Source organism: Flavivirga rizhaonensis (genome assembly GCF_004791695.1).
In the GTDB taxonomy this organism is placed as follows: domain Bacteria; phylum Bacteroidota; class Bacteroidia; order Flavobacteriales; family Flavobacteriaceae; genus Flavivirga; species Flavivirga rizhaonensis.
In genome coordinates this window covers 74,189-95,869 of record NZ_SRSO01000020.1, presented here as the reverse complement: position 1 = coordinate 95,869, position 21,681 = coordinate 74,189, and the positions used below count along the sequence as shown (strand labels likewise).

The 21,681-nt window shown below is 32.1% G+C and carries 16 protein-coding genes and 1 pseudogene; 12 read left to right on the top strand and 5 right to left on the bottom strand.

The window, feature by feature from the left end; all coding sequences use genetic code 11:
* The first annotated feature begins 2 nt into the window (after window positions 1-2).
* From EM932_RS14195 to EM932_RS14175, 5 genes are all read left to right on the top strand, one after another.
* On the top strand, window positions 3-1,466 hold the full coding sequence (locus tag EM932_RS14195) for a glutamate synthase subunit beta (protein WP_135877855.1): 1,464 nt from the start codon (window positions 3-5) through the stop codon (window positions 1,464-1,466).
* A 281-nt stretch (window positions 1,467-1,747) separates the two neighbouring features.
* Window positions 1,748-3,049, top strand: a complete 1,302-nt coding sequence (locus EM932_RS14190; protein WP_135877854.1) for a hypothetical protein — start codon at window positions 1,748-1,750, stop codon at window positions 3,047-3,049.
* 30 nt (window positions 3,050-3,079) lie between these two features.
* Window positions 3,080-3,601: a hypothetical protein gene (locus tag EM932_RS14185; protein WP_135877853.1), complete on the top strand. Its 522-nt coding sequence runs from the start codon at window positions 3,080-3,082 to the stop codon at window positions 3,599-3,601.
* Between the two features lie 16 nt (window positions 3,602-3,617).
* Window positions 3,618-4,574, top strand: a complete 957-nt coding sequence (locus tag EM932_RS14180) for a DUF6175 family protein (protein ID WP_135877852.1) — start codon at window positions 3,618-3,620, stop codon at window positions 4,572-4,574.
* Window positions 4,575-4,589: 15 nt separating this feature from the next.
* Window positions 4,590-5,525 carry a hypothetical protein gene (locus tag EM932_RS14175; RefSeq protein WP_135877851.1) on the top strand — a complete coding sequence of 312 codons (936 nt, stop codon included), beginning with the start codon at window positions 4,590-4,592 and terminating at the stop codon, window positions 5,523-5,525.
* Between the two features lie 79 nt (window positions 5,526-5,604).
* On the opposite strand, the gene EM932_RS14170 is transcribed toward EM932_RS14175, so the two are convergent.
* On the bottom strand, window positions 5,605-5,892 hold the full coding sequence (locus tag EM932_RS14170) for a LytR/AlgR family response regulator transcription factor (RefSeq protein WP_135877850.1): 288 nt from the start codon (window positions 5,890-5,892) through the stop codon (window positions 5,605-5,607).
* Here EM932_RS14170 and EM932_RS14165 point away from each other — a divergent pair.
* Window positions 5,884-6,257: pseudogene (locus EM932_RS14165) on the top strand (transposase); the annotation flags it as partial. The gene EM932_RS14170 and the pseudogene EM932_RS14165 sit on opposite strands and share 9 nt — an antisense overlap.
* A 150-nt stretch (window positions 6,258-6,407) precedes the next feature.
* Here the strand turns inward: EM932_RS14165 and EM932_RS14160 are convergent.
* Window positions 6,408-7,013, bottom strand: a complete 606-nt coding sequence (locus EM932_RS14160; RefSeq protein ID WP_135877848.1) for an RNA polymerase sigma factor — start codon at window positions 7,011-7,013, stop codon at window positions 6,408-6,410.
* 149 nt (window positions 7,014-7,162) lie between these two features.
* Here EM932_RS14160 and EM932_RS14155 point away from each other — a divergent pair, with 149 nt between their 5' ends.
* From EM932_RS14155 to EM932_RS14130, 6 genes are all read left to right on the top strand, one after another.
* The gene (locus EM932_RS14155; RefSeq protein WP_135877847.1) at window positions 7,163-8,317 is read left to right on the top strand and encodes a FecR family protein; all 1,155 of its coding nucleotides are present in this window, start codon (window positions 7,163-7,165) and stop codon (window positions 8,315-8,317) included.
* A 99-nt stretch (window positions 8,318-8,416) separates the two neighbouring features.
* Window positions 8,417-11,818 (top strand): SusC/RagA family TonB-linked outer membrane protein, encoded by a 3,402-nt coding sequence (locus EM932_RS14150; RefSeq protein ID WP_170179804.1) that lies wholly within the window; start codon window positions 8,417-8,419, stop codon window positions 11,816-11,818.
* Between the two features lie 30 nt (window positions 11,819-11,848).
* Window positions 11,849-13,228 carry a RagB/SusD family nutrient uptake outer membrane protein gene (locus tag EM932_RS14145; protein ID WP_135877845.1) on the top strand — a complete coding sequence of 460 codons (1,380 nt, stop codon included), beginning with the start codon at window positions 11,849-11,851 and terminating at the stop codon, window positions 13,226-13,228.
* Between the two features lie 152 nt (window positions 13,229-13,380).
* Entirely contained in the window at window positions 13,381-15,429 is a 2,049-nt protein-coding gene (locus EM932_RS14140; protein WP_135877844.1) for an alginate lyase family protein, read from the top strand.
* A 28-nt stretch (window positions 15,430-15,457) separates the two neighbouring features.
* Complete coding sequence (locus tag EM932_RS14135) at window positions 15,458-16,567, top strand: glycoside hydrolase family 88/105 protein (protein ID WP_135877843.1); 1,110 nt, start codon at window positions 15,458-15,460, stop codon at window positions 16,565-16,567.
* Between the two features lie 247 nt (window positions 16,568-16,814).
* Window positions 16,815-17,168, top strand: a complete 354-nt coding sequence (locus tag EM932_RS14130) for a cupin domain-containing protein (protein WP_135877842.1) — start codon at window positions 16,815-16,817, stop codon at window positions 17,166-17,168.
* 143 nt (window positions 17,169-17,311) lie between these two features.
* Here the strand turns inward: EM932_RS14130 and EM932_RS14125 are convergent, their stop codons facing one another.
* The 3 genes from EM932_RS14125 to EM932_RS14115 all read right to left on the bottom strand — a co-directional run bounded on the left by EM932_RS14125 (window position 17,312) and on the right by EM932_RS14115 (window position 21,679).
* Window positions 17,312-17,797: a LytR/AlgR family response regulator transcription factor gene (locus EM932_RS14125; RefSeq protein WP_135877841.1), complete on the bottom strand. Its 486-nt coding sequence runs from the start codon at window positions 17,795-17,797 to the stop codon at window positions 17,312-17,314.
* A gap of 139 nt (window positions 17,798-17,936) precedes the next feature.
* Window positions 17,937-20,087 carry an NACHT domain-containing protein gene (locus tag EM932_RS14120; protein WP_135877840.1) on the bottom strand — a complete coding sequence of 717 codons (2,151 nt, stop codon included), beginning with the start codon at window positions 20,085-20,087 and terminating at the stop codon, window positions 17,937-17,939.
* 5 nt (window positions 20,088-20,092) lie between these two features.
* Window positions 20,093-21,679, bottom strand: coding sequence for a hypothetical protein (locus tag EM932_RS14115; protein WP_135877839.1), 1,587 nt, complete (start codon window positions 21,677-21,679; stop codon window positions 20,093-20,095).
* Window positions 21,680-21,681 lie beyond the last annotated feature (2 nt).

Here is a 21,681-nt window from a genome sequence, read left to right as displayed (position 1 = left end):
TCATGGGAAAAGTAACAGGATTTAAAGAATTTGAAAGACAAGATGAAGCATACACGCCTGTAAAAGACCGTGTAAAACATTATAAAGAATTTACAGTTCCTTTAAGCGAACCAGAAATAACAAAACAAGGATCACGTTGTATGGATTGTGGTATCCCGTTTTGTCATAGTGGTTGTCCATTAGGAAACTTAATACCGGATTTTAACCATATGGTGCACCAAGGCGAATGGCAAAAAGCTTCTTGGCTGTTACATTCAACAAATAATTTTCCTGAATTTACAGGTCGTTTGTGTCCAGCTCCTTGTGAAAAGTCATGTGTATTAGGTATTATTGAAGATCCAGTATCTATCGAAAATATTGAAAAGAATATTGTAGAGCGTGCTTTTAAAGAAGGTTGGATTAAACCACAACCACCAAAAACACGCACAGGAAAAACCATTGCTGTTGTAGGTTCAGGGCCTGCTGGTTTAGCAGCTGCTCAACAATTAAACAGAGCCGGACACACAGTAACTGTTTTTGAAAGAGATGATGAAATTGGAGGCTTATTACGCTATGGTATTCCTAATTTTAAAATGGAAAAGGAAGTTATAGACCGTCGTTTAGCTATTTTAGAGGCTGAAGGCATCACGTTTAAAACGAATGTAAATGTTGGTGTTAATTCTGATGTTAAAGAATTAAAAGCTTTTGACTCGGTTGTTCTTTGTGGAGGTGCCACTGAAAGACGAAGCCTACCTACTCCAGGTATTGATGCTGATGGTGTGGTGCAAGCTATGGATTTCTTAACACAACAGACTAAAGTATTATTTGGGAAAGACGTTAAAGATCAAGTATTAGCAACCGATAAAAACGTTATTGTTATTGGTGGTGGTGATACAGGATCAGATTGTGTAGGAACATCAAATCGTCACGGGGCGAAATCGGTAGTGAATTTTGAAATTATGCCAAAACCTCCTGGACATCGTTCACCAACCACGCCTTGGCCTTATTGGCCATTGCAGTTAAAAACATCTTCTTCTCATCAAGAAGGTGTTGAAAGAAACTGGTTGATCAATACTAAGGAATTCATAAAAGATAAAAACGGTAAATTAACAGCTTTAAAAACGGTTAACGTTGAATGGAAAATGGTTCCTGGAGAGCGCCCTCAACTCATAGAGATTGAAGGCACTGAAAAAATATGGCCTTGTGATTTAGCATTATTAGCTTTAGGATTTACTGGCCCTGAAAGTACTTTAGCTGATAAATTAGGTATCGAAAAAGATGCACGCTCTAATTATAAAGCTGAATACGGAAAATACCAAACAAACATTCCAAATATTTTTGCTGCGGGCGATATGCGTCGTGGACAGTCACTAATTGTTTGGGCTATTTCAGAAGGTAGAGAAGCTGCTCGTCAAGTAGACCTTTATTTAATGGGTAAATCAAATTTACCATCTAAAGATATGTCTGGTGACTTGGTTGCTATGTAACAATTAGAAAAAAATAGTTTAAAGAGGCTGTCTGAAAAGTCAAGACAGCCTCTTTTTTATACTTATACAATTCTTTAACCTTTCTACCTCATTTTATTGCTTCTACCGTAAATTAAGATTAATCTAATCTAACTCAAATTAGTTGATAATAATTTAACAGTACTTCTCTCTCTTTTAATATAGGTTTTATATATTTACAATCCCTTCTCAAATCTTCATTTTCTAATTTTCTTATTTTGTGCATTTTTAATCGCTATTAACCAATAAAACCAACCACCTTAATGAATACAAAAAAAGTACTTGTATTTTTTTTAGTGTTTTTACCTTGTTGCATCATCTTCTCTCAGGAAAACACTATTGACATTAAATACAAAAGAAGCTCTCTTCACACATTAATGATAACTGATGATACCAGAGAGCATAGTGCGGTAATACAAGATATATTCACAAATGCACCTTTAATAGATAAATTCAACAATCATATTGTTAATCTTAGAATGATTCCTAAAACGGACTCTGCTTTCATCTACACACCTCCACCGGTCGAAACTCCTAAGAAAAAAGGGTTTATGTCAAAAATAACTAGTGAATTAAATGTTGGAGGTAATAAAGAAGAAAAAGAATTTCAGCATTTAGCAGCTTTAAACTACTTAAACACCAACAATATTGCTAAAGCCATGGTTGCTAAATGGTTTAACAGAAGTGAATCTGGAGGGTTCAATATGAATTTGATAGCTGAACGCGGATATTATAACGCATCAGATTTAGATGTTAAAATAGCTAATAATAGTGAACGTGGTTCTGCACTATTAGCAGATGCCGGAGAAGCTCTTATAAAAAGTACATTTGTAATTGTAAATGATTTTAAATACACAAATAAAGAAGAAGTAGCAAAAAAGGCTAAAGGTATTCTTGCTAGTGTTTCTACCGCAGCCTCTAATTATGGTAATAGCGATGTGGCACTCATAGCAGATGCTACTGCTCAAGGTGCCGATACTTTTGGAAAAGGATATGTTATAAAAACAAGAGCTCATTTATATAAACTTGTTTGGAATGAAGAAACTGCTTCAATTTTCTATAATGATTTCTGGAATGAAGAAGGTAACATAGACATAGAAAAGAAAAAAGCTTTTGATGAAACGGACATCTTTAAATTAGAATATATAGGTACTGAAACTTCTTGGGCAGATATACAAAGTACTTCGTTAAGTAAAAAAACAAACGAAGAATTAATAAGCAATGCAACCATAAAGGCCATAGACCATGTTATTGCTAAACTGCAAAGAAAATATGAAGTTTTCAGAACAAAAACACCTCTTATAAGTTCAGAACCTTTGGCAGCTAAAATTGGTTTAAAAGAAGGCTTAGAAAAAGGTGATAAATATGAGGTTTTAGAGCAAATACTAGATAAGAACGGGGTGACAGTGTTTAAACGATTGGGTGTTATAAAAGTAGAAAAAGACCTTATATGGGATAATAGACACAACGCCAATGAAGAAAACCCATCTGATCTAGAATACACAACATTTAGTGGTGGTAAGAAAAAATACTATGCGGGTATGCTTATCAGACAAATAAATTAGTTCATCGAATTTTAAACAATCACAAATAATATGAAATTTAAAAACATTTTAATGCTGGCTGTATTGCTGGTCCTAGGAACGAATGTCAACGCCCAATGGAAAAAAAATAAAGCCAATGAGGACACTAAAATATGGCGATACGATTTAGAATGCGAAGGTATCGCAAAACAAGGTTCTAAACTTGTAAAGGTATGGTCGTATTCAAAAAACCCTAAACATGCTATTTCCAGAGGGATGAAAAATGCCGTTCACGGTATTATTTTTAAAGGTTATGCAGGTGGTGGCCAAGGTTGTACACCTTTAAAACCATTAGTAAAGTCTGTAGATAAAGAAGAAAAATTTAAAGCTTTTTTTGATGCTTTTTTTGCAGATGGAGGTGAATATTTAAAATATGTTTCAGCAGCAACAGACGGTAGCATTGCGCCAGGAGATCGCTTAAAAGTAAGTAAACGAGAATATAAAATAGGGGTTATAGTAAATATCCAGTTTGACCAACTTAGGAGACGTCTTGAAAGTGAAGGTATTTCTAAAGGTTTAGCATCTGGATTCTAATTAAAAAAAACAAATCATGAAAAGAATATTGCAATTAGGAGTTTCAATTACATTTTTACTAATAAGTGTTACTGTTTTTAGTCAAGCTAAAAAACCAACACTTATGGTTGTACCAAGTGATGTTTGGTGTGTTAAAAATGGATATATAATGACTTTTGACGACCAAGGTACTATTGTTAAAATACCTGATTATAAAAAAGCACTTCAGGAAAATTCAGAACTTCTACAAGTTATTAGCCATATTAATGGTATGATGGCAGAAAGAGGTTTTCCTCTTAAAAACATGGAATCTGCTATAAAAACTCTAAATTCTAACGCTGCCGAAGATAATCTACGTACATCTAAAAATTCAGGCGCAGGGATTAATGAGAGTCCTATTGATGCTTTTAAAAAAGTAGCTAAAGCAGACATCATTATACAACTTACTTGGACAGTTAATAAAACAGGCCCTAAAAAGTCAGTAACATTTAACCTTCAAGGCTTGGACTCTTATACAGATAAACAAGTAGCAACAGCTGTTGGTACTGGCGCTCCTTCTTTTTCTGCAGAATTACCAGTTTTACTTTCTGAAGCTGTTTTAGCTCACATGGATACCTTTACTGCATCTTTACAAACACATTTTGACGATATGTTTGAAAACGGAAGAGAAATTATTATTCGCATTCAAACATGGGATGATTGGGATGGCGATTTAGAGACCGAATATGACGATGAGGAACTAGGTATTATTATTGAAGATTGGTTAGCAGACAATACCGTTAAAGGTAGATTTAGTACCACAGATATCACCGAAAGCATGGCATTGTTTGAGCAAGTAAGAATCCCTCTTTACAATGAAAAGGGTAGAGCTATTGATGCAAGAAGATACACCAGTAAATTGAGTAAATTCTTAAAGAATGAACCGTATAACATTCCTAACAAATTAGTTATGAAAGGTCTGGGTAGAGCAACCATAATTTTAGGTGGTAAATAATATAAAAAAATAATCATGAAAAAAATAATATACACCTTATTCCTTATTTGTTCGCTAACATTGGTAGCTCAGGATAACACCAATTATGATGGTATTTTTATGGGTTCATATATCCCAGAACAAATGGAATACATTCCTTCGTCTGCAAAAAGAATGCTGGGAAACAAACTAACTCAAATCATCACAAATAAAGGAATTAGCGATAACAACTATAATTCACGGTTTATTATAACACCCAATATAGCCGTGTTAACTAAAAATGTGACACCTACCGCACCACCTAAAGTTGTTTTAAACCTAGAAGTTACGCTTTATATCGGTGACGGTATTGAAGGGACTATGTTTACAAATGAAACTCTAGAAGTTAAAGGAGTTGGTACGAATGAAAACAAAGCATATATCGCTGCTATAAAGCAAATAAAACCAAAGAGCCCTGTAGTACAAGCATTTGTAAAAAAAGGAAAAAAACGAATTATTGAATATTACAACGATAATTGCAATCTGGTTATTAAGAAAGTTGATGCTTTAAATGGTCAAAATAAGTTTGACGATGCTTTAGCAATTTTAGCGGGAGTACCAGAAGCAAGTTCTTGTTTTAATAAAATAAAAGCAAAAATGCTTACTACCTATAATAAAAGTATAGAGTATGATTGTAAAACTAAGTTAGCCGAAGCACAAGGTATATTGGCTGCTAATCAAGATATTGATTCAATTAATGAGGCAACAGCTTTATTAGCGTCAGTAGAACCTAATGCACCATGCTTTAGCAAAGTTAAATCGGTATTCTCAAAAATAGCTGCTAGAGTACAAGAATTAAATGATAGAGATTGGAATTATAAATTAAAAGTTTTAGATGTTGAAAAATCTAGAATTAGAGCTGCAAGAGACGTAGGGGTTGCTTATGGAAAGAACCAAAAGCAAACTACTTATAATGTAAGAGGCTGGTATTAAATTATTATTAAGATATCTACTTAATTCTTATATAGATATTTAAATTAAAAAATGCGAACTTTTCAGTTCGCATTTTATATTAATCTACATTCTTTAACTTTTTTAAAAAACCCGCTTTGTTACTTAAAGATACTTTAACACGACTTCCATTACTTAATATAAGGTAAGCTAGTTTTCCTTTTGTATATTTTTTAACATGCTCCAAGTTAACTAAATAAGATTGGTGTACTCTATAAAAATCATTTTCTAAAAGCAAGTTTTCGTATGTTTTCAAAGTTTTAGAGCTTGTTATTTTTCCACTCTTAATAGTATGGACATAGGTGTAATTAACATCGGCTTCACAGTATAAAATATCTAAAACATTCAATTAATGACTGCTATGGCTAAAAAAGTCTTTGACAAATTCTTTGGAGATAAAGGCTATATTCTAAAGCCCTTTCTGAACTTTTGTTTCAAGATGGTATCCAACTCATTATAAAAGTTAGAAAGAATATGAAAACACAAAATTTATCTGATGTGGATGCTTTCCTTTTAAGAAAAAGAGCTTTGGTGAAATCTGTCAATGATGAACTTAAAAATATGTATAAAATAGAACATACTAGGCATCGCTCTGTAAAAGGGTTTTTGGGCAATATTGTGGTAGCATTAACCACCTATTGTTTCTTTCCTAAAAAACCTTCGCTTAATATAACGCCTATAGAATCTAATCAATTATGTCTATGGGCAGCTTAAACATTATTCACGTACTTTTAACAAGATATGTCAATTAATAAAAATGATTGGATAAAATCAAAAAAGCATTATTCATCACGTTAATTAACTAAATGCGATGGGTTTATTCGTATTTACAGTGCAACTAAGAAGGTATTTATCCCTGTTTTACTAGAGATTTAGTTTTGAAACCTGCGATTTGTTTGATGTTAAAGGAATAGACTTAAGCATTAAGAATAGTATCATCTTGTCTTTTTTCAATGCTTCTCTAATTTTATTGAATGCTATACGCATTTGTGACTCTACAGTTTTTATAGATATACCCATTGAGTCTGCTATTTCGCTATATTTTTTGCCTTCAATTTTATTAAGTTGAATTATTTTTTTACATTTTGGAGGCAACAAATCAATAGTTTGCTTCATTTTTTCAATGCGTCTTTCTAAAAATTCATTATCTTCTGAAATACGAGATCTTAAAGCCCTTTCCCAAACAATATCCAAAAGTTTTTCTTTTCGCTTTATTTTTTTAATGCTGTCAATATACCTATTATAAGCTATGGCATAAAGATAGCTTCGAGGTGATTTTTTTTCATCTAGTTTTTCGCGATCCTCCCAAAGATTTATGAAAGCTAGCTGAACAACATCTTCAGCTTGCATCTTGTCATGACAGAAGGTTATTATATAAGCCACAAGGCGATCGTAATAACATTCAAATAATAATTTAAATGCCTTTTTATCTCCTTGTTTTAATTTCGATACTAAGACTAAATCGTCCATAAATTTTAAATACTTGTGTTTGAAGACTAAATGGATGTGAGGCGAAAAATAATAAAAAAATACAAATTTCTTTAAGGGTTTTTTAAGATTTAAAAGCATTAGCTATAAATGTAATAAAAAAAACACTGTCATTTTCTTAATATCATAATATGAAAAAACTTTTCTCCAAGCTTCTTACTCAGACAATTACGGATGAAGAGCTAATTGAATTACAAATTTGGTTAAACAATCCAAAAAACCAATCAACTCTTGAAGAATTTGTTCAAGATTATCATGATTTAAATTTAGCGACGATAAAAAATAGGGTGAATGAAGCCTATGGCAAAGTATTAATTAGACTTGAACATAAAGAAAGATCAGCAAAAAAGATATTTTCTCTGTGGCCTGTATATGCAGCTGCAGCATCATTAGTACTTTTTATTTCAATCTCATTTCTTTTTAGCACTGATAACAATGTAATTCATGAAATTGAAGTGCCAACAACAATTGCCGATAATGAAATTTTAATAGGCACAGATAAAGCCATTCTTACATTAGAAGATGGATCTAGTATTGCGTTGGAAAAAGGTCAAAGCTATAATTCTTCTAATGTAAAAAGTAATGGGAAAACATTAGTTTATAAACCTGAAAATACTAAAAAAGCTGAAATTACTTATAATTATTTAACAATACCTAGGGGTGGACAATACCATATAAAACTATCTGACGGAACTGAAGTTTGGTTGAATTCTGAATCGAAACTAAAATACCCTGTAACTTTTGTTAAAGGAGAAACACGTCATGTAGAATTAATATATGGAGAAGCTTATTTTGAAGTATCTCCCAGTTTTAATCATAATGGGAGTAAATTTAATGTGCTTACGAAACTTCAAGAAGTTGAAGTTTTAGGAACAGAATTTAATATTAAAGCGTATAAAGACGAAGATTATATTTATACAACTCTAGTTGAAGGTAAAGTAAATATAAATCGTAATGATAAATCACAAATGTTATCTCCAAATCAACAAGTAACTCTAAGCCTCAAAGATCATAATATGAGTGTTAATCAGGTTGATGTCTATAGTGAAACATCTTGGAGAAAAGGGCTCTTTAGTTTTAAGAGTATGCCATTAAAAGATATTATGGTTGTTTTGTCTCGCTGGTATGATGTTGATGTCGTATTTGAAAGATCTGATTTGGAGAATATTAGATTTAATGGTGTGCTGAAAAAAAATCAAAAATTAGAAGATATATTAACAATTATCCAAGAAACTAAATTTATTAATGCCTATGAAATAACAAATAAAACGATTATGATAAAGTAAAAAAGAAGGGAATAAAGTTTATACCTCCACAGTACTCCACTTTTTCCCCCTTAAGATTATTAATTAATTAAAATGTTTAATCAACTAATACACAAATTTATGAAATTTAAATTTACTAACTACCTTTTCTTCAGAAGAAAAGAACTCTTACAGTTTATTATGAGAACGTTTGTTTTCCTGTTTTGCACAACAGTTTTTAGTTTTTCTCCAATCGATATTTTTTCGCAGAATACTAATATTACAATCGAACAGGATAAGAAAGTAACAATCGACGAAATTTTTGACCTCATTAGGAGTCAAACAGACTACACATTTCTCTATCAAGAAGACTTATTTAAAGGAGTTCCTAAGGTCCTTCTTAAAAAAGGGAAGATTAGAGCTAATAGATTATTAAAAACAGTTATTTCTAAAAAAGACTATAATGTTGAACTTACCGATAAAAACACAATAATAATAAAGGAAGTCCCTGTCATTGAAACACCTCAACAATACAACATTACAGGTACTATTTTAGATGCAAATGGGCAACCATTACCAGGAGCAAATGTTCTTGAAAAAGGAACCACAAATGGAACACAATCAGATTTTGACGGGAGGTTTAAGATTACAGTTAGTGGTGAAAACGCAGTACTGGTCATTTCCTATGTTGGTTTTGGAAGTAAAGTGATTTCTATTAATGGTCAAACTACAATTTCAGTAACATTATTAGAAGACACTGCCAGATTAAATGAAGTGGTAGTAGTTGGTTATGGTATACAGAATAAAAGAGCAGTAACTTCAGCCATTGCTACTGTAACTGCTGAGGATTTGGGAGAAAACTCTAGTGATTCTTTTACAAGAGCTTTGTCTGGTAAAGTTGCTGGGGTACAAATTCAACAAACTAATGGGGCGCCCGGTGGAGCTATTAAAGTTCGTGTTAGAGGAACAGGGTCTTTAAGTGGTAATGATCCGCTTTATGTAGTGGATGGCTTCCCTATTGAAAATTCAGATATTGGTAATTCAGATCAAGGTTTTAACTCATTATCAACAATTAACCCTGATGATATTGAGTCTATTCAAATTTTAAAAGATGCCGCCGCTTCTGCTATATATGGATCCAGAGGAGCTAATGGCGTAGTAATAATTACAACAAAGCGCGGAAAAAGTGGAAAACCTCGGTTTAATTTTAGCTCGTCCATATCGACACAATCAGTACATAACAAAGTAGATTTATTAACTGGAGACCAGTTTTTAGATTTTCTAAGAGAATCTTGGACAAATGCATCGGCAACAACACAACCTGGTGTGCCACTACTAAACTTACTTAATAATGAAAGTCAATATAGAGGCGTTAATACAGACTGGCAAGATGTTATATTCCGAAACGGTTTAGTACAAAACTATCAATTATCTGCCTCTGGTGGTACAGATAAGTTTCAATACTTCGTTTCAGGTGGTTATATGGAGGAAGAAGGTATTATCATTGAATCTGGTTTAAAAAGGTATTCATTACGAGCTAATTTAGACGCACAAGTAACAGATAAATTAAAAATGGGTGTTAGCATTACACCAAGTTTTACGCAAAATGATGAAGTAAATGCCGAAGGGCACTGGGCAGGGAATGGCGTTATTCTTTCTGCTTTAATTGCATTTCCGTTCTTACCTGCAGATGCTAGTACAGAAGAATTTGTAAATAACCAATCAGATTTAGCGTGTTGTGGTACGCCCAATCCAGCATTAATTGCTAGGGAAAGAGATACAGAGAGTACAGCTCTTAGGTTATTAGCAAATAGTTATTTGGAATTTGAAATTATAGATGGATTAAAAGTAAAGACGTCTTTAGGTTTTGATTATACAGATTTTGAAAGAAACGATTTTAATCCAGCCAGAGCTATAAGAAATGGTAATAATACTAATGCAAGTTCAAGAAAGCTAGGTCAGAGAAGTTGGCTGTCGGAGAACACATTAAACTACACGAAATCTTTTGATAAACATAATCTGAATATACTCGGTGGATTTACATATCAGGAATATAGAGACCAGAATAACTTTATATCGGCTTCAGGTTTGCAGAATGAAGCGATAAGAACAATCACCGCATTTGATAAAGTAAATAGAGCTGAGTCATTTGTACAGGAATGGAGTCTGGTTTCACTTTTAGGAAGGTTAAATTATTCTTATGATGATAAGTATTTTTTAACTGCTGCCATTCGTCGTGATGGTTCCTCTAGATTTGGAGCAAACAATAAATATGCTACTTTCCCATCAATATCTGCTGGATGGTTAGTATCTGATGAGGATTTTTTACAAGATTCTGAAAAAATTAGCCTATTAAAATTAAAAGCCAGTTACGGGAAAACCGGAAACAATAGAATTGGAAATTATGCTTCTCTAGGATTGTTAGGAGGCGGTGTTAATTATGTTTTAGGTAGTGGTAATGGAACTAACATAGGAGGGTTAGTGCCTGCATCTGTTTCAAACCCAGATTTAACTTGGGAAACCACAAAACAATATAATATAGGTGTAGAATTAGGGCTATTTAAAAACAGAGTGGCTTTTACTGTAGATTATTTTAATAGTGAAACGGAAGATTTATTATTGAATGTTCCTATTCCAGTTAGTTCAGGATTTGGATCATCTTTACAAAATATAGGAAGAATAGAAAATAAAGGTTGGGAATTTTTAGTGCTAACTAAAAATTTTACAGGAGATTTTAGTTGGAGTACAGACTTTAATATAACATTCACTAAAAATAAGATATTAGAACTGGGTCCTGAAGGTGATCCTATTCGATCTGGTAGTGGACGTGGTGCTCTTTTCTTAAATGAAATTGGAGGAGAATTAGGAGCTTTTAATGTGTATAAACAGATTGGAATTTTCCAGACTCAAGATGAAGTAGATAATAGTGCTACTTTTCCAAGGCCTACATTTCCTGGTGATATAAAATATCAAGACACCAATGGAGATGGCACTATTTCTGATGCCGATAGAGTTGTGATTGGTAGTAACAGACCCGATTATATTTGGGGATTGGTAAACAATTTTTCTTATAAAAATTGGGATATGAGCATTGTTATTAATGGATCACAAGGTAATCTGGTACATAATGTACAAGGTGCTTTCGTCCTTGGTTTGCAAGGTTATATGAATCAGTTTGCCAGTACACTTGGTCGCTGGAAATCGGCTAGTGAACCAGGAGATGGCCGTACACCTCGTGCCACTTTTGATACTACAGGAAACAATTCTGTTGCAGAAACTTCAAGATTTGTTGAAGATGCTTCTTTTACGAGAATACAGAACATCACTATTGGCTATAATTTTCCTTCCACTGTTACCGATAAGTTAAAATTAAACTCGTTAAGATGTTTCTTCTCAGGAAACAATATTGCAACTTTTACAGATTATCAAGGATATAACCCTGAGGTGAGTTTTGCAGGAGGAAGTGCATTATCTGGTGGAGCAGATTATGGAACTTATCCATTAGCTACTAGATTTACTTTAGGCCTAAAGGTTGGTTTCTAATTTATTTTTTAATTTATAAATAAAGTAATTATGAAAAACATAAAATTCTATATAATGTCACTAGGTTTATTCTTAGCTTTATCCTGTGACGATAACTTGGATTTAGCTCCTCTGTCGCAGCTGAGTTCTTCTAATTTTTATCAAACCGAGGCTGATTTTGAACAAGCTATCATAGGTGTTTATAGTGGTCTTAGAAATGAATTTAATAATATATATGTATTTGGAGATATTCGTTCAGATAATACGGTTCCTGTTATTTCAGGTTCTGTTACTACCTTACAGGATTTCGATAATTTCACTATCGACCCCTCTAATAGTATAATATCCAGTCAATGGAGAAACGCATATATTAATTTAAGTAGAGCTAATATTATACTGGATAAAATTGATGGTGTAGATATTGATGAAAGTGTTAAGAATCGCATAAAAGGAGAAGCCTTGTTTGCTAGAGGGGTAGTATATTTAAACCTCGTTCGTATCTATGGTAATGTTCCTTTGGTATTAACAGAGATATCCGCGCTTGAAGCTTTGGAATTTCCGCAAAGTTCACCTGATGCAGTATATGCTCAAGTTGTTGCCGATTTAAGTGCAGCAACTGGTCTTTTACCTGTATCTTACGGAGGTAGTGATATTGGTAGAGCTACTAGTATAGCAGCCAATGCTGTTTTAGGACGTGCTCAACTAACCAATGGCAATTATGCTGCTGCAGAGACAGCATTACGCGCTGTAACCGCTATGGAAAGTGGAGGTACTGTTAGCTTGCTTCCTGATTTTGCTGATGTATTTGATACATCCAACGAATACAACGCCGAAATTATTTTTGCCACAAGATTTGCAAATGATGGTATTAATGGTAATGGTTTTAATTATGGTTTTGCCAATGCTCTAGAGCCAAATAACAAAGCGACAGGAACGACGTTGTTTGACGCATATGAAGTTGGTGATCTTAGAAGAGATCTCACTTTAAATACGACTGCTGCCCCTGGAGAAATATTGACATATAAATATGGTCCACCTGGAGATAATGGTCATGGAGAGAGTGATTGGCCCGTAATTCGTTATTCTGATGTGTTACTTATGTTGTCAGAAGCCTTAAATGAGCAAGGCTACACAGCAAATGGTGAGGCATTCACTTTATTGAATCGTATAAGAAATAGAGCTGGTTTAGCAGACTTGACTTCGGCAACTATTACTAATCAAGCTGATTTTAGACTTGCTATGGAACAGGAAAGACGTGCTGAATTGGCCTCAGAAGGGCATAGATGGTTTGATCTGGTAAGAACCGGTAGGTACGAAGCGCTTCTTGGAAGCATGGGTGCCAAATCAACTAGTAACTTGTTCCCTATACCTTTAGGCGAAATTGTTAAAATAAATGATCCAAGTATTCTAACACAGAATCCTGGTTATTAATTTGAAGCATAAAATATTTAGTTTAGTCTTTAGTTAGTTATAGTAAAACAGGAAGTCCAAAATTCAACCTGATAATTGGTTTCCTGTTTTTCTTTTAATAGAACTCTAGATCTTCACAAAAACATTTATTAATTTTTAAATTCAAATATAATATGACCTTTGGTATTAGAAAGATTTTTGTCTTTTCAATAATTTTATCTATTTCTATATATGCATCTGGACAGAAAAGTTGGAAAGAAATTACCTCGGTAAAACATTTAAATGAGAATTATCCTGATCTTATTCAAAAGATGTTGAATCAATTTAATCTTGATTATCTTGGTTTAGAACGTGTAAAAACAGCCTACGAAAATGACGATATATTAAATGCGTGTAATTTCCTCTTAGAATATTACAAAACAGCTAGCGCTTCAAAACATTTAATAAAATATAAACCTATAAAAACTAATAAAACAGATTTAGTTGCAGACACTATTTTAAAAAATATATTTACTGTACAAACTGTTAAAGGTCAAGTTCCATGGAATGAAGATGGACATCGCGATTGGTATTATAAAGGTCCCAATAACGATGCAGAATGGGCATGGTTATCAAATAGACACGAACAATTGGAACAAGTTTTTGAAGCTTATTTAGAAACAGAAAACCCTAAATATGTGAATTATATTGACCAATTTTTTAGAGATTTTATCATTAAAAGTTTGCCGTATCCCTCGAAAAGGAGTTCTGGTTCAATTTGGAGAGGTCTTGAAGTTTCTTTTAGAAATAAGAGGTGGACTCGTTTGTTCTTTGGTTTAATTAATAATGAACAGTTTTCACCAGCAACTCAACTTTTAATACTAAGCAGTCTTCCAGATCATGGAGATTATAACCGTAATTATCATGCAAGAGGAAATTGGCTTACAATGGAATTATCGGGTTTAGCGGTTGTTGCATCAAACTTCCCAGAATATAAAAAATCAAACGAATGGTTGGATTATGCTATAGACAAAATGAGTGAGAGTATAAAACACCAGGTTTATCCTGATGGTGTTCAGAAAGAGTTGGCTTCACACTATCATCATGTAGCATTAGAAAATTTTGAAGAATTCAAGAATACATGCGAAATAGTTGATAAAAAAATGCCAGATTCATATACTAAGACTTTAGAAACAATGTATGACTATTTAGCAAAATCGGTTCGTCCAAATGGTTATGGTGCGTTGACAAATGATAGTGATCTAAATAATAATAGGAATGCCTTATTAAAAGCAGCAATAAAGTACAAACGTCCTGATTGGGAATACATAGCATCAAATGGGAAGACAGGGATCAAACCTAAAGATAAGGGGTCACACTTTTACTCTTGGGGAGGTCAATTAATTTCCCGAAGTAATTATTCATATAATGCGCATTGGTCACTGTTTGATATTGGTCCATGGGGTACAGGACATGAACACAGTGATAAACTTCACCTTTCTATATCAGCTTATGGAAAGGACTTTCTTGTTGATTCGGGTAGATTTGCCTATACTGGTGAGGTTGCTAAAAAATTTCGAGCTTATGCCATAGGTAGTGCCAGTCATAATGTTATTTTGATAGATAGTAAAGGGCAAGATAGAGGGCCTTCTGAAATAAAATCGCCTTTAAGTAATGATACTTACAAAATAACGGATGAATTTGATTTTGCAACCAACTCATTCGAGTCTTATAAAGGTTTAGAAGGAAAGGCTAAGCATATTCGTTCTGTGTTTTACGTCCGTGGAAAATTCTGGGTTGTAGTAGATCGAATAGAGACCGACAGACCTAGGCAAATAGAGGCGCTATGGCATTGGCATCCTAATAGAAAAGTAGAGCATGAAGAAACTATTGTAAAAACAGGAGATCTAAACGGTAACTTGGCTATTATTCCTGTAGGTAAAAAAGATTTTAAAATTGAATTGATTAAAGGTAGAGAATTCCCTACGCCTCAAGGTTGGTATAGTTCAGAATATAACGTATTTGAGCCAAATGTAGCTAGCTCATACGTTACCACTATTAAAAATGATGCTACTTTTGTGTGGATACTTCAACCTTACGAAAAAGAAATGACTGAAATAATGACCAAAATAACCTCAGAAAACAGAGACGAAATAAAAATTGAAGTAAAATCTAAAAAGAATAGATACCAAATCAATATTCCTTATTATAATAGTAACAAAGCTACTTTAATAAAAAAGTAATTATTTAAATTTATAACACATACATAAGATGAAAAAATTAAAATTTCTTGTTGCAGTCGTACTATTAGTATCAATAAACTTATCTCAGGCTCAGAAAATAAAACCAGCTAAAGTTAAAAAAGTGATGAAAACAGTAGCCGATTGGCAAATAGATCATTATCGTGACGCATTTAGTTCTAAAGAGCCTCACCATCCCTTAGATTGGACTAATGCTGCTTTATATGTTGGTATGGTGAAATGGGCAAAAATGGCAGAAGATACCAAGTACTATGATTGGCTAAAGAAAATAGGAGATAAGCATAAATGGAAACTTTATCGATACAAATATTTTGGAGACGATCAAGCAGTGGGACAAATGTATCTGGATCTCTATAGAAAGTACCGTGATGAAAAAATGATTAAACCTACAAAAGAGCAATTTGATTTTATATTATTACATCCAGCAAAGACTTCTTTACAATGGAATACTCCTTATTGCTTAGACAGGTGGAGTTGGTGTGATGCCTTGTTTATGGCACCACCAGTATGGGCTAAATTGTATAATATTACTGGAGACAGAAAATATCTTGACTTTATGATGTCTGAATATAAAGCTACGACCGATTTTTTATTTGATAAAAAAGAAAATCTTTACTATCGTGACGAAAGCTATATGGCTAAATTGGATAACGGTACTAAAATATTCTGGTCGCGTGGTAATGGTTGGGTATTTGCTGGTTTATCTAACATAATGAACGAGTTAAACCCAGAGAGTGAAGAGTATCGGTATTTCTTAGGTATCTATAAGAACATGGCTAAAAAGTTGGTTGAAATTCAAACGCCTCAAGGACATTGGGCTATGAGCCTATTAGGGCAAGAGTTTTATCCAACTCCTGAAACTAGCGGTACCTCTTTTTATATTTACGGGTTAGCATGGGGTATAAATCAAGGCATTTTAGATGTTGAAACTTATGAGCCCTCAGTAAAAAAAGGATGGAACGCATTAGTGAGCCATGTTACTAAAGACGGTATGTTAGGATACGTTCAACCTATTGGTGCTGCTCCTGGTAAAGCTTGGCCCAATAAAAGTGAGGTGTATGGTACAGGCGCCTTTTTAAGTGCAGGTACAGAGGTATATAAAATGTACAAGGGAAAGTAATTTTCTGATTTAGAATAAAATTTTAAAAACATAGATAAAAGAAAAAGGCTGATGAAATTAGTTGCTAAAAATTAAGTGCATTAGAAGAAACTGAAAGTTGCTGTCTTATTGCAGTTGAATGCTATGTTTAATTAATGGTAATCTTCAAATGCTCCTATTGTATTTTACTACTGATTTAATTATTTAATAAACAAAGTTAGATAGAGAACGAAAACTGTTATTAATTAAAAATATTAATATTTTAGCTATGGAAGTATTTGGAACTAGTAAAGAATTTTTATTCGGAAACAAAATTGAATGGGAAACCGTTGGTGAGGGAGTACAACGCCAAATTATGGGATATGATAATAAGATTATGCTCGTTAACGTAAAATTTGAAATTGGTGCGATAGGTGCTATACATGAGCATTATCATTCACAAGTAACCTATGTTGAAAGCGGTAAATTTGAATTAACCATTGGAGAGCAAACCAAGACCGTAAAAGGTGGTGATGCATTCTATATTCCGCCACATGTTTTGCACGGCGTAGTCTGTATAGAAGAGGGGAGACTTGTAGATGTGTTCAGCCCAATTAGAGAAGATTTTATGATCAATAAATAATTTTGAAGTAGTCTATAAACAGAATAAACAAGTTAATGGTTTTCTAGCAATTATATTTTGTGACTCTCTTAAAAAAAGAATAGATAATTATAGGAATCGTACTTCCCTTTGTATAAAACACTTTTGTGAGATTCATAATTTAATTAATCTACATTCTTTAACTTTTTTAAAAAACCCGCTTTGTTACTTAAAGATACCTTAACACGACTTCCATTACTTAATATAAGGTAAGCTAGTTTTCCTTTTGTATATTTTTTAACATGCTCCAAGTTAACTAAATAAGATTGGTGTACTCTATAAAAATCATTTTCTAAAAGCAAGTTTTCGTATGTTTTCAAGGTTTTAGAGCTTGTTATTTTTCCACTCTTAATAGTATGGACATAGGTGTAATTAACATCAGCTTCACAGTATAAAATATCAGAAACATTCAATACATGAGTACCTTCTGAGGTATCAATTGTGATTCTCTTATTAGGACTTTCAACGTTTATATTACACATAAACACTCTGATTTTTTGATCTAAATTTTTTATAAAAAGATCGTTTTTCATTCGCTTCATGACTTCCTCAAAGTCATCTATTCTTTCTAAAAAAACAAACCTTATTTCATTATTGATTTCTGGGTTCATAAGCCTTTTATAATCTCCTATATCTTTTCTTGATTTATATTTAAAGCATAAAGCAAATCAATACAGGGCTGCATTTGAAGACTTAATTTGTGAGATTAAGAAATATTCTTGTGAGAGTGGTCATTTTGTTTGCAGCAACCTATGTCAAAAAAACATTTATGCCTTTTGGAATTTTTATCGAGTCTCCAAAAGCTTGTTCTTCTTTTAAATACATGGCTAAATAGTATTCTTGAAACGACTTGTGAGCAAAATAAAGTTTTAACTCTTGCTCAATAGTCCTTCTGGAAAATGAAATGAGCACTGTATTCAAGAGTATTTCTCTTATGCTAAGTGAATATCCAAGATTGGTAATTATTGATTTTAGCGTACTTTCTAAAATATGCGAATTCATTAAAAGTTCATTATTCTTTATAACCATCATTTTACTCGCAGCTATTTTTAGAACATGCTGCAAAACCTGAATTATTTCTGTTCGATCGTGTTTTTTTTCCATACGGAGTTGCCTGCCAGTTTTATAATCTTCGAAAACACCTTTTCTATCAAACGCAAATTTTTCGTTTAAATAATTCTTATAAAGCGTTTTCAAATTTTTACTCTCAATCATACCATTAAGACTATCTCTAATAATCATATTCAAAAAAAGAGGTCTTTTAGGAATGTCTCCATATAATCTCTCATAGTTATCATTTTTAATCACTTCCTTAAGTTTGATAATGTTAGACTCTGTCGATAGATCATTAACTTCCATAAAATATTCTATATATTTTAAAACCCCTTCTGAAGACCATTCTTTTAGCAATATGCCACCGTATTTAGATGAGTCCTTTAATATTGATGACAAATCTCCGGTTCTATCATCCCAAAATTCTTTTCTAACTGATACTACACAATCTGCCTCCAATGACTCTAAGCAATTTAAAATTCTCTTTAACCCTTGTAAAGAATAGGATTCTATATGCTCATCCAAACCATCAAAAAACAAGACAACACTTTGGTCTTTAAGTAAAATACCTCTGAGATATCTAAACTTTAGCTGTTCAGCAATATCTGTTTGGTTAAACTCTTTTTCATATAAAATTGAGTATATCTCTTTCACAAATAAATTCGTTGATTGAAAACAGTTTTTGCTTAGCTGGTTTGTTGGTAGATATAAAATTTTATGCTCTATTGGGACAATTGATGTCAGATACAACAATAAAGAAGTTTTTCCGAAACCAAATTCACTTATTATAAAACTAATATTGGTCTTTCTCGTCAGCTTCAAATTACCTTTTTCTATATTCAATCGGTTTCTAAGAATTCCCAATGAATGATCATTATCAAATAGTTTTCTTTTTATGAATTGGGAAGGATTATTTTCAATGCGATTTACATTAGAAAATATATCGAAATCACTTAAATTGGGAATAATATCGACCTCCTCAAAGGGAACTTTTGGGTAATAATTTTTTATATTTAAAGTCCGAAATGCTTGATTTCTATAAAATAGATTTTTTTCAAAAAAAAGATCATAAACTTTTATGGATATTGATGTTCCCACATATAAAATAAATTCTTCAATATCAAAAAAATCTAGATAATAGTCTTCCCTTTCATAGTTACTCACAATCAAATCAATTATATTCAGTTCTTCTTTTGTTAGCACTATATTGGCAATAATTTTTATGTAAGAAAGTGGAGCATCTTTTCGCCTCTCTTTATCTTTTTTTACTTTTTCTAAAATGCCTTTTAGTATAGGCTCTATTGAGTCACACTCTGCTGCTTGTTGTGAAAAGTTTAATATGATAAAAGCAGAACGCAATTCTTCTCCTTCAGTAGCTTTAGCAACATTAACGTAATCGAAAAGTTCATTATGTGCCTCTATTGATGGATAAGTAGCTTTTAACATTTTACCGACCTTGATTGAAAACAATTTTTGATCTTCTCTTAAGTAAGTAAATACTTTATATAAGTATTCATCATAAGTAAATCGAAAATCTCTAAAATTTAATTTTAACGCTTCAATAGCTTGATTACCATTTACAAAATCCTCATAATTTTTATAACCAAGAAATCTACTAATGGCACTTAAAAGATTTGAATCTGGTATTGCTACTTCAATTTCTTCGTCTTTCACATATTTATCATACAGCCGGGTCAAATTTTTAGATGAAGATCCTTTAACTTTCCCATATTCATCAGGGTCTAATCTTTTTGAAAGTTTTGTAGCCTTTGCATTTTTTGTTCCTGCTCCTGTTTCAATACGAATCTTTTCAAATGCCTGCTTAAACAGTTCTTTTAAATAAAACATATTATTTATTTAGAACTTTGAGAATTCGGTGCAAGGTCTCCTTTAAAATTCTTTTCAACATAAACATTAGATTTTCCTTTTTGATTGATCTGATGAAAGTTAATAATATTCAACTTATTTGATTCGATTCCCTCCCTTAAAGCATTTGAGACATTAATACTTGAGAGTTGATTATGGAGTTCTTCATTGACTAGAATCGAATCCGTTGAATTAATGGAGTTTAATAAGGCCTTTGTATCTTCTCTTTTCCATTTTCCTAAACTAATTAACAAAGCAGCTCTAAATGATATAGTCATTAATGAAATTATACCGTTAATTCCATTTAAAACATAATCTTCTTTTTTAGTGTTACTTAGGTAGTTTCTAAAATTAGAAAACAAACCCAAAAATGTTTTTTGACTATCTTCTAGTAACCTCAGAAATTCTTCTTGAGACATGTTCTCATCCGAGAAATAAAATAATGTTATTTTTTCGCTTGCCCGTTCTACTATTTCTATGCCTAAATTCTTTCCTGTATGCAAGATGAAAAAATTTGTATAGGCTCTTGTTATTTCATCAATTAAGAGTTGATTTCCTTCAGAAATAAATATTTCTATTTCATCTGTTTGTAATCTATATTTTATACAACCTCGTTCTATGATAATTTTTCCTGTTGATTGAAGTTGTAATATATTTTCTTTATGTTCTTTGATAATACATGAAATATTTGTGTTATCAAAACTAATATTTCCTAAAATTAATTCTTCATTAATGTTAAATTCTGTATAAGCATGAAAAATTCGGTTTTCGTTTTTTCCTGAGAAAACTAAAACCTTTTTTACAAATATATTATTGAAAAAAGATTGCTGTTCTAATTTTAAGTCTCTAAAGATTGTTTCTCCATAGAATTCGCAATCAGAAAAATCAATTATACTAGAGTTAACACTACATTTTTCGAACAATGAAAACTTATGGAAAGTAGAATGAATTTGTAATGTACTCTTTTCTTCAAAAAACACATTCTGAAAAAAAAATTGTTCCTTAAAATGACAATTTGTAAGTAATAAACTGCCTTTAAATTTAGAGTGATTAAATTCCACAAAATCGTAAAAAAAAGTATCAATTATTTCAAATGTATCAATCACTTGTATACCTGAAAAGTTTACATCTTGTTTTATTTTACAATTTTTTATAAGAAAATTCTTTATAAAAATACAATCTCTAAAGTCAAAAGATTTTTTTTCATTATTGCTAGCTACTTCTACTTCAGACATTATTACATCATCACAAAAAGTTGCATATTGCAAGTAACATGGAGCAAGCTTATCAAGGTAATCGATAGGAATATTTTCTCTTTTAGAAATAAAATGAACTCCAATAAGGTTTCCTTTTTCTTTTTTCTCTTCATAAATGTCTATAAGTAAAGAAAGTAATCTATAAAAATCACTTTCCCTTTTCCACTTTATATCCTCACTATGAAATACACACTTCCCCTTACTGTCTAAGGTATCTAGATGTTTTAATGAATTTAAATTGATTAATTCATAATAATTACAAGATTTTATGTAATCATTTTTATTATAGTTTACTTGGGGAAATGTATAATTACACATTA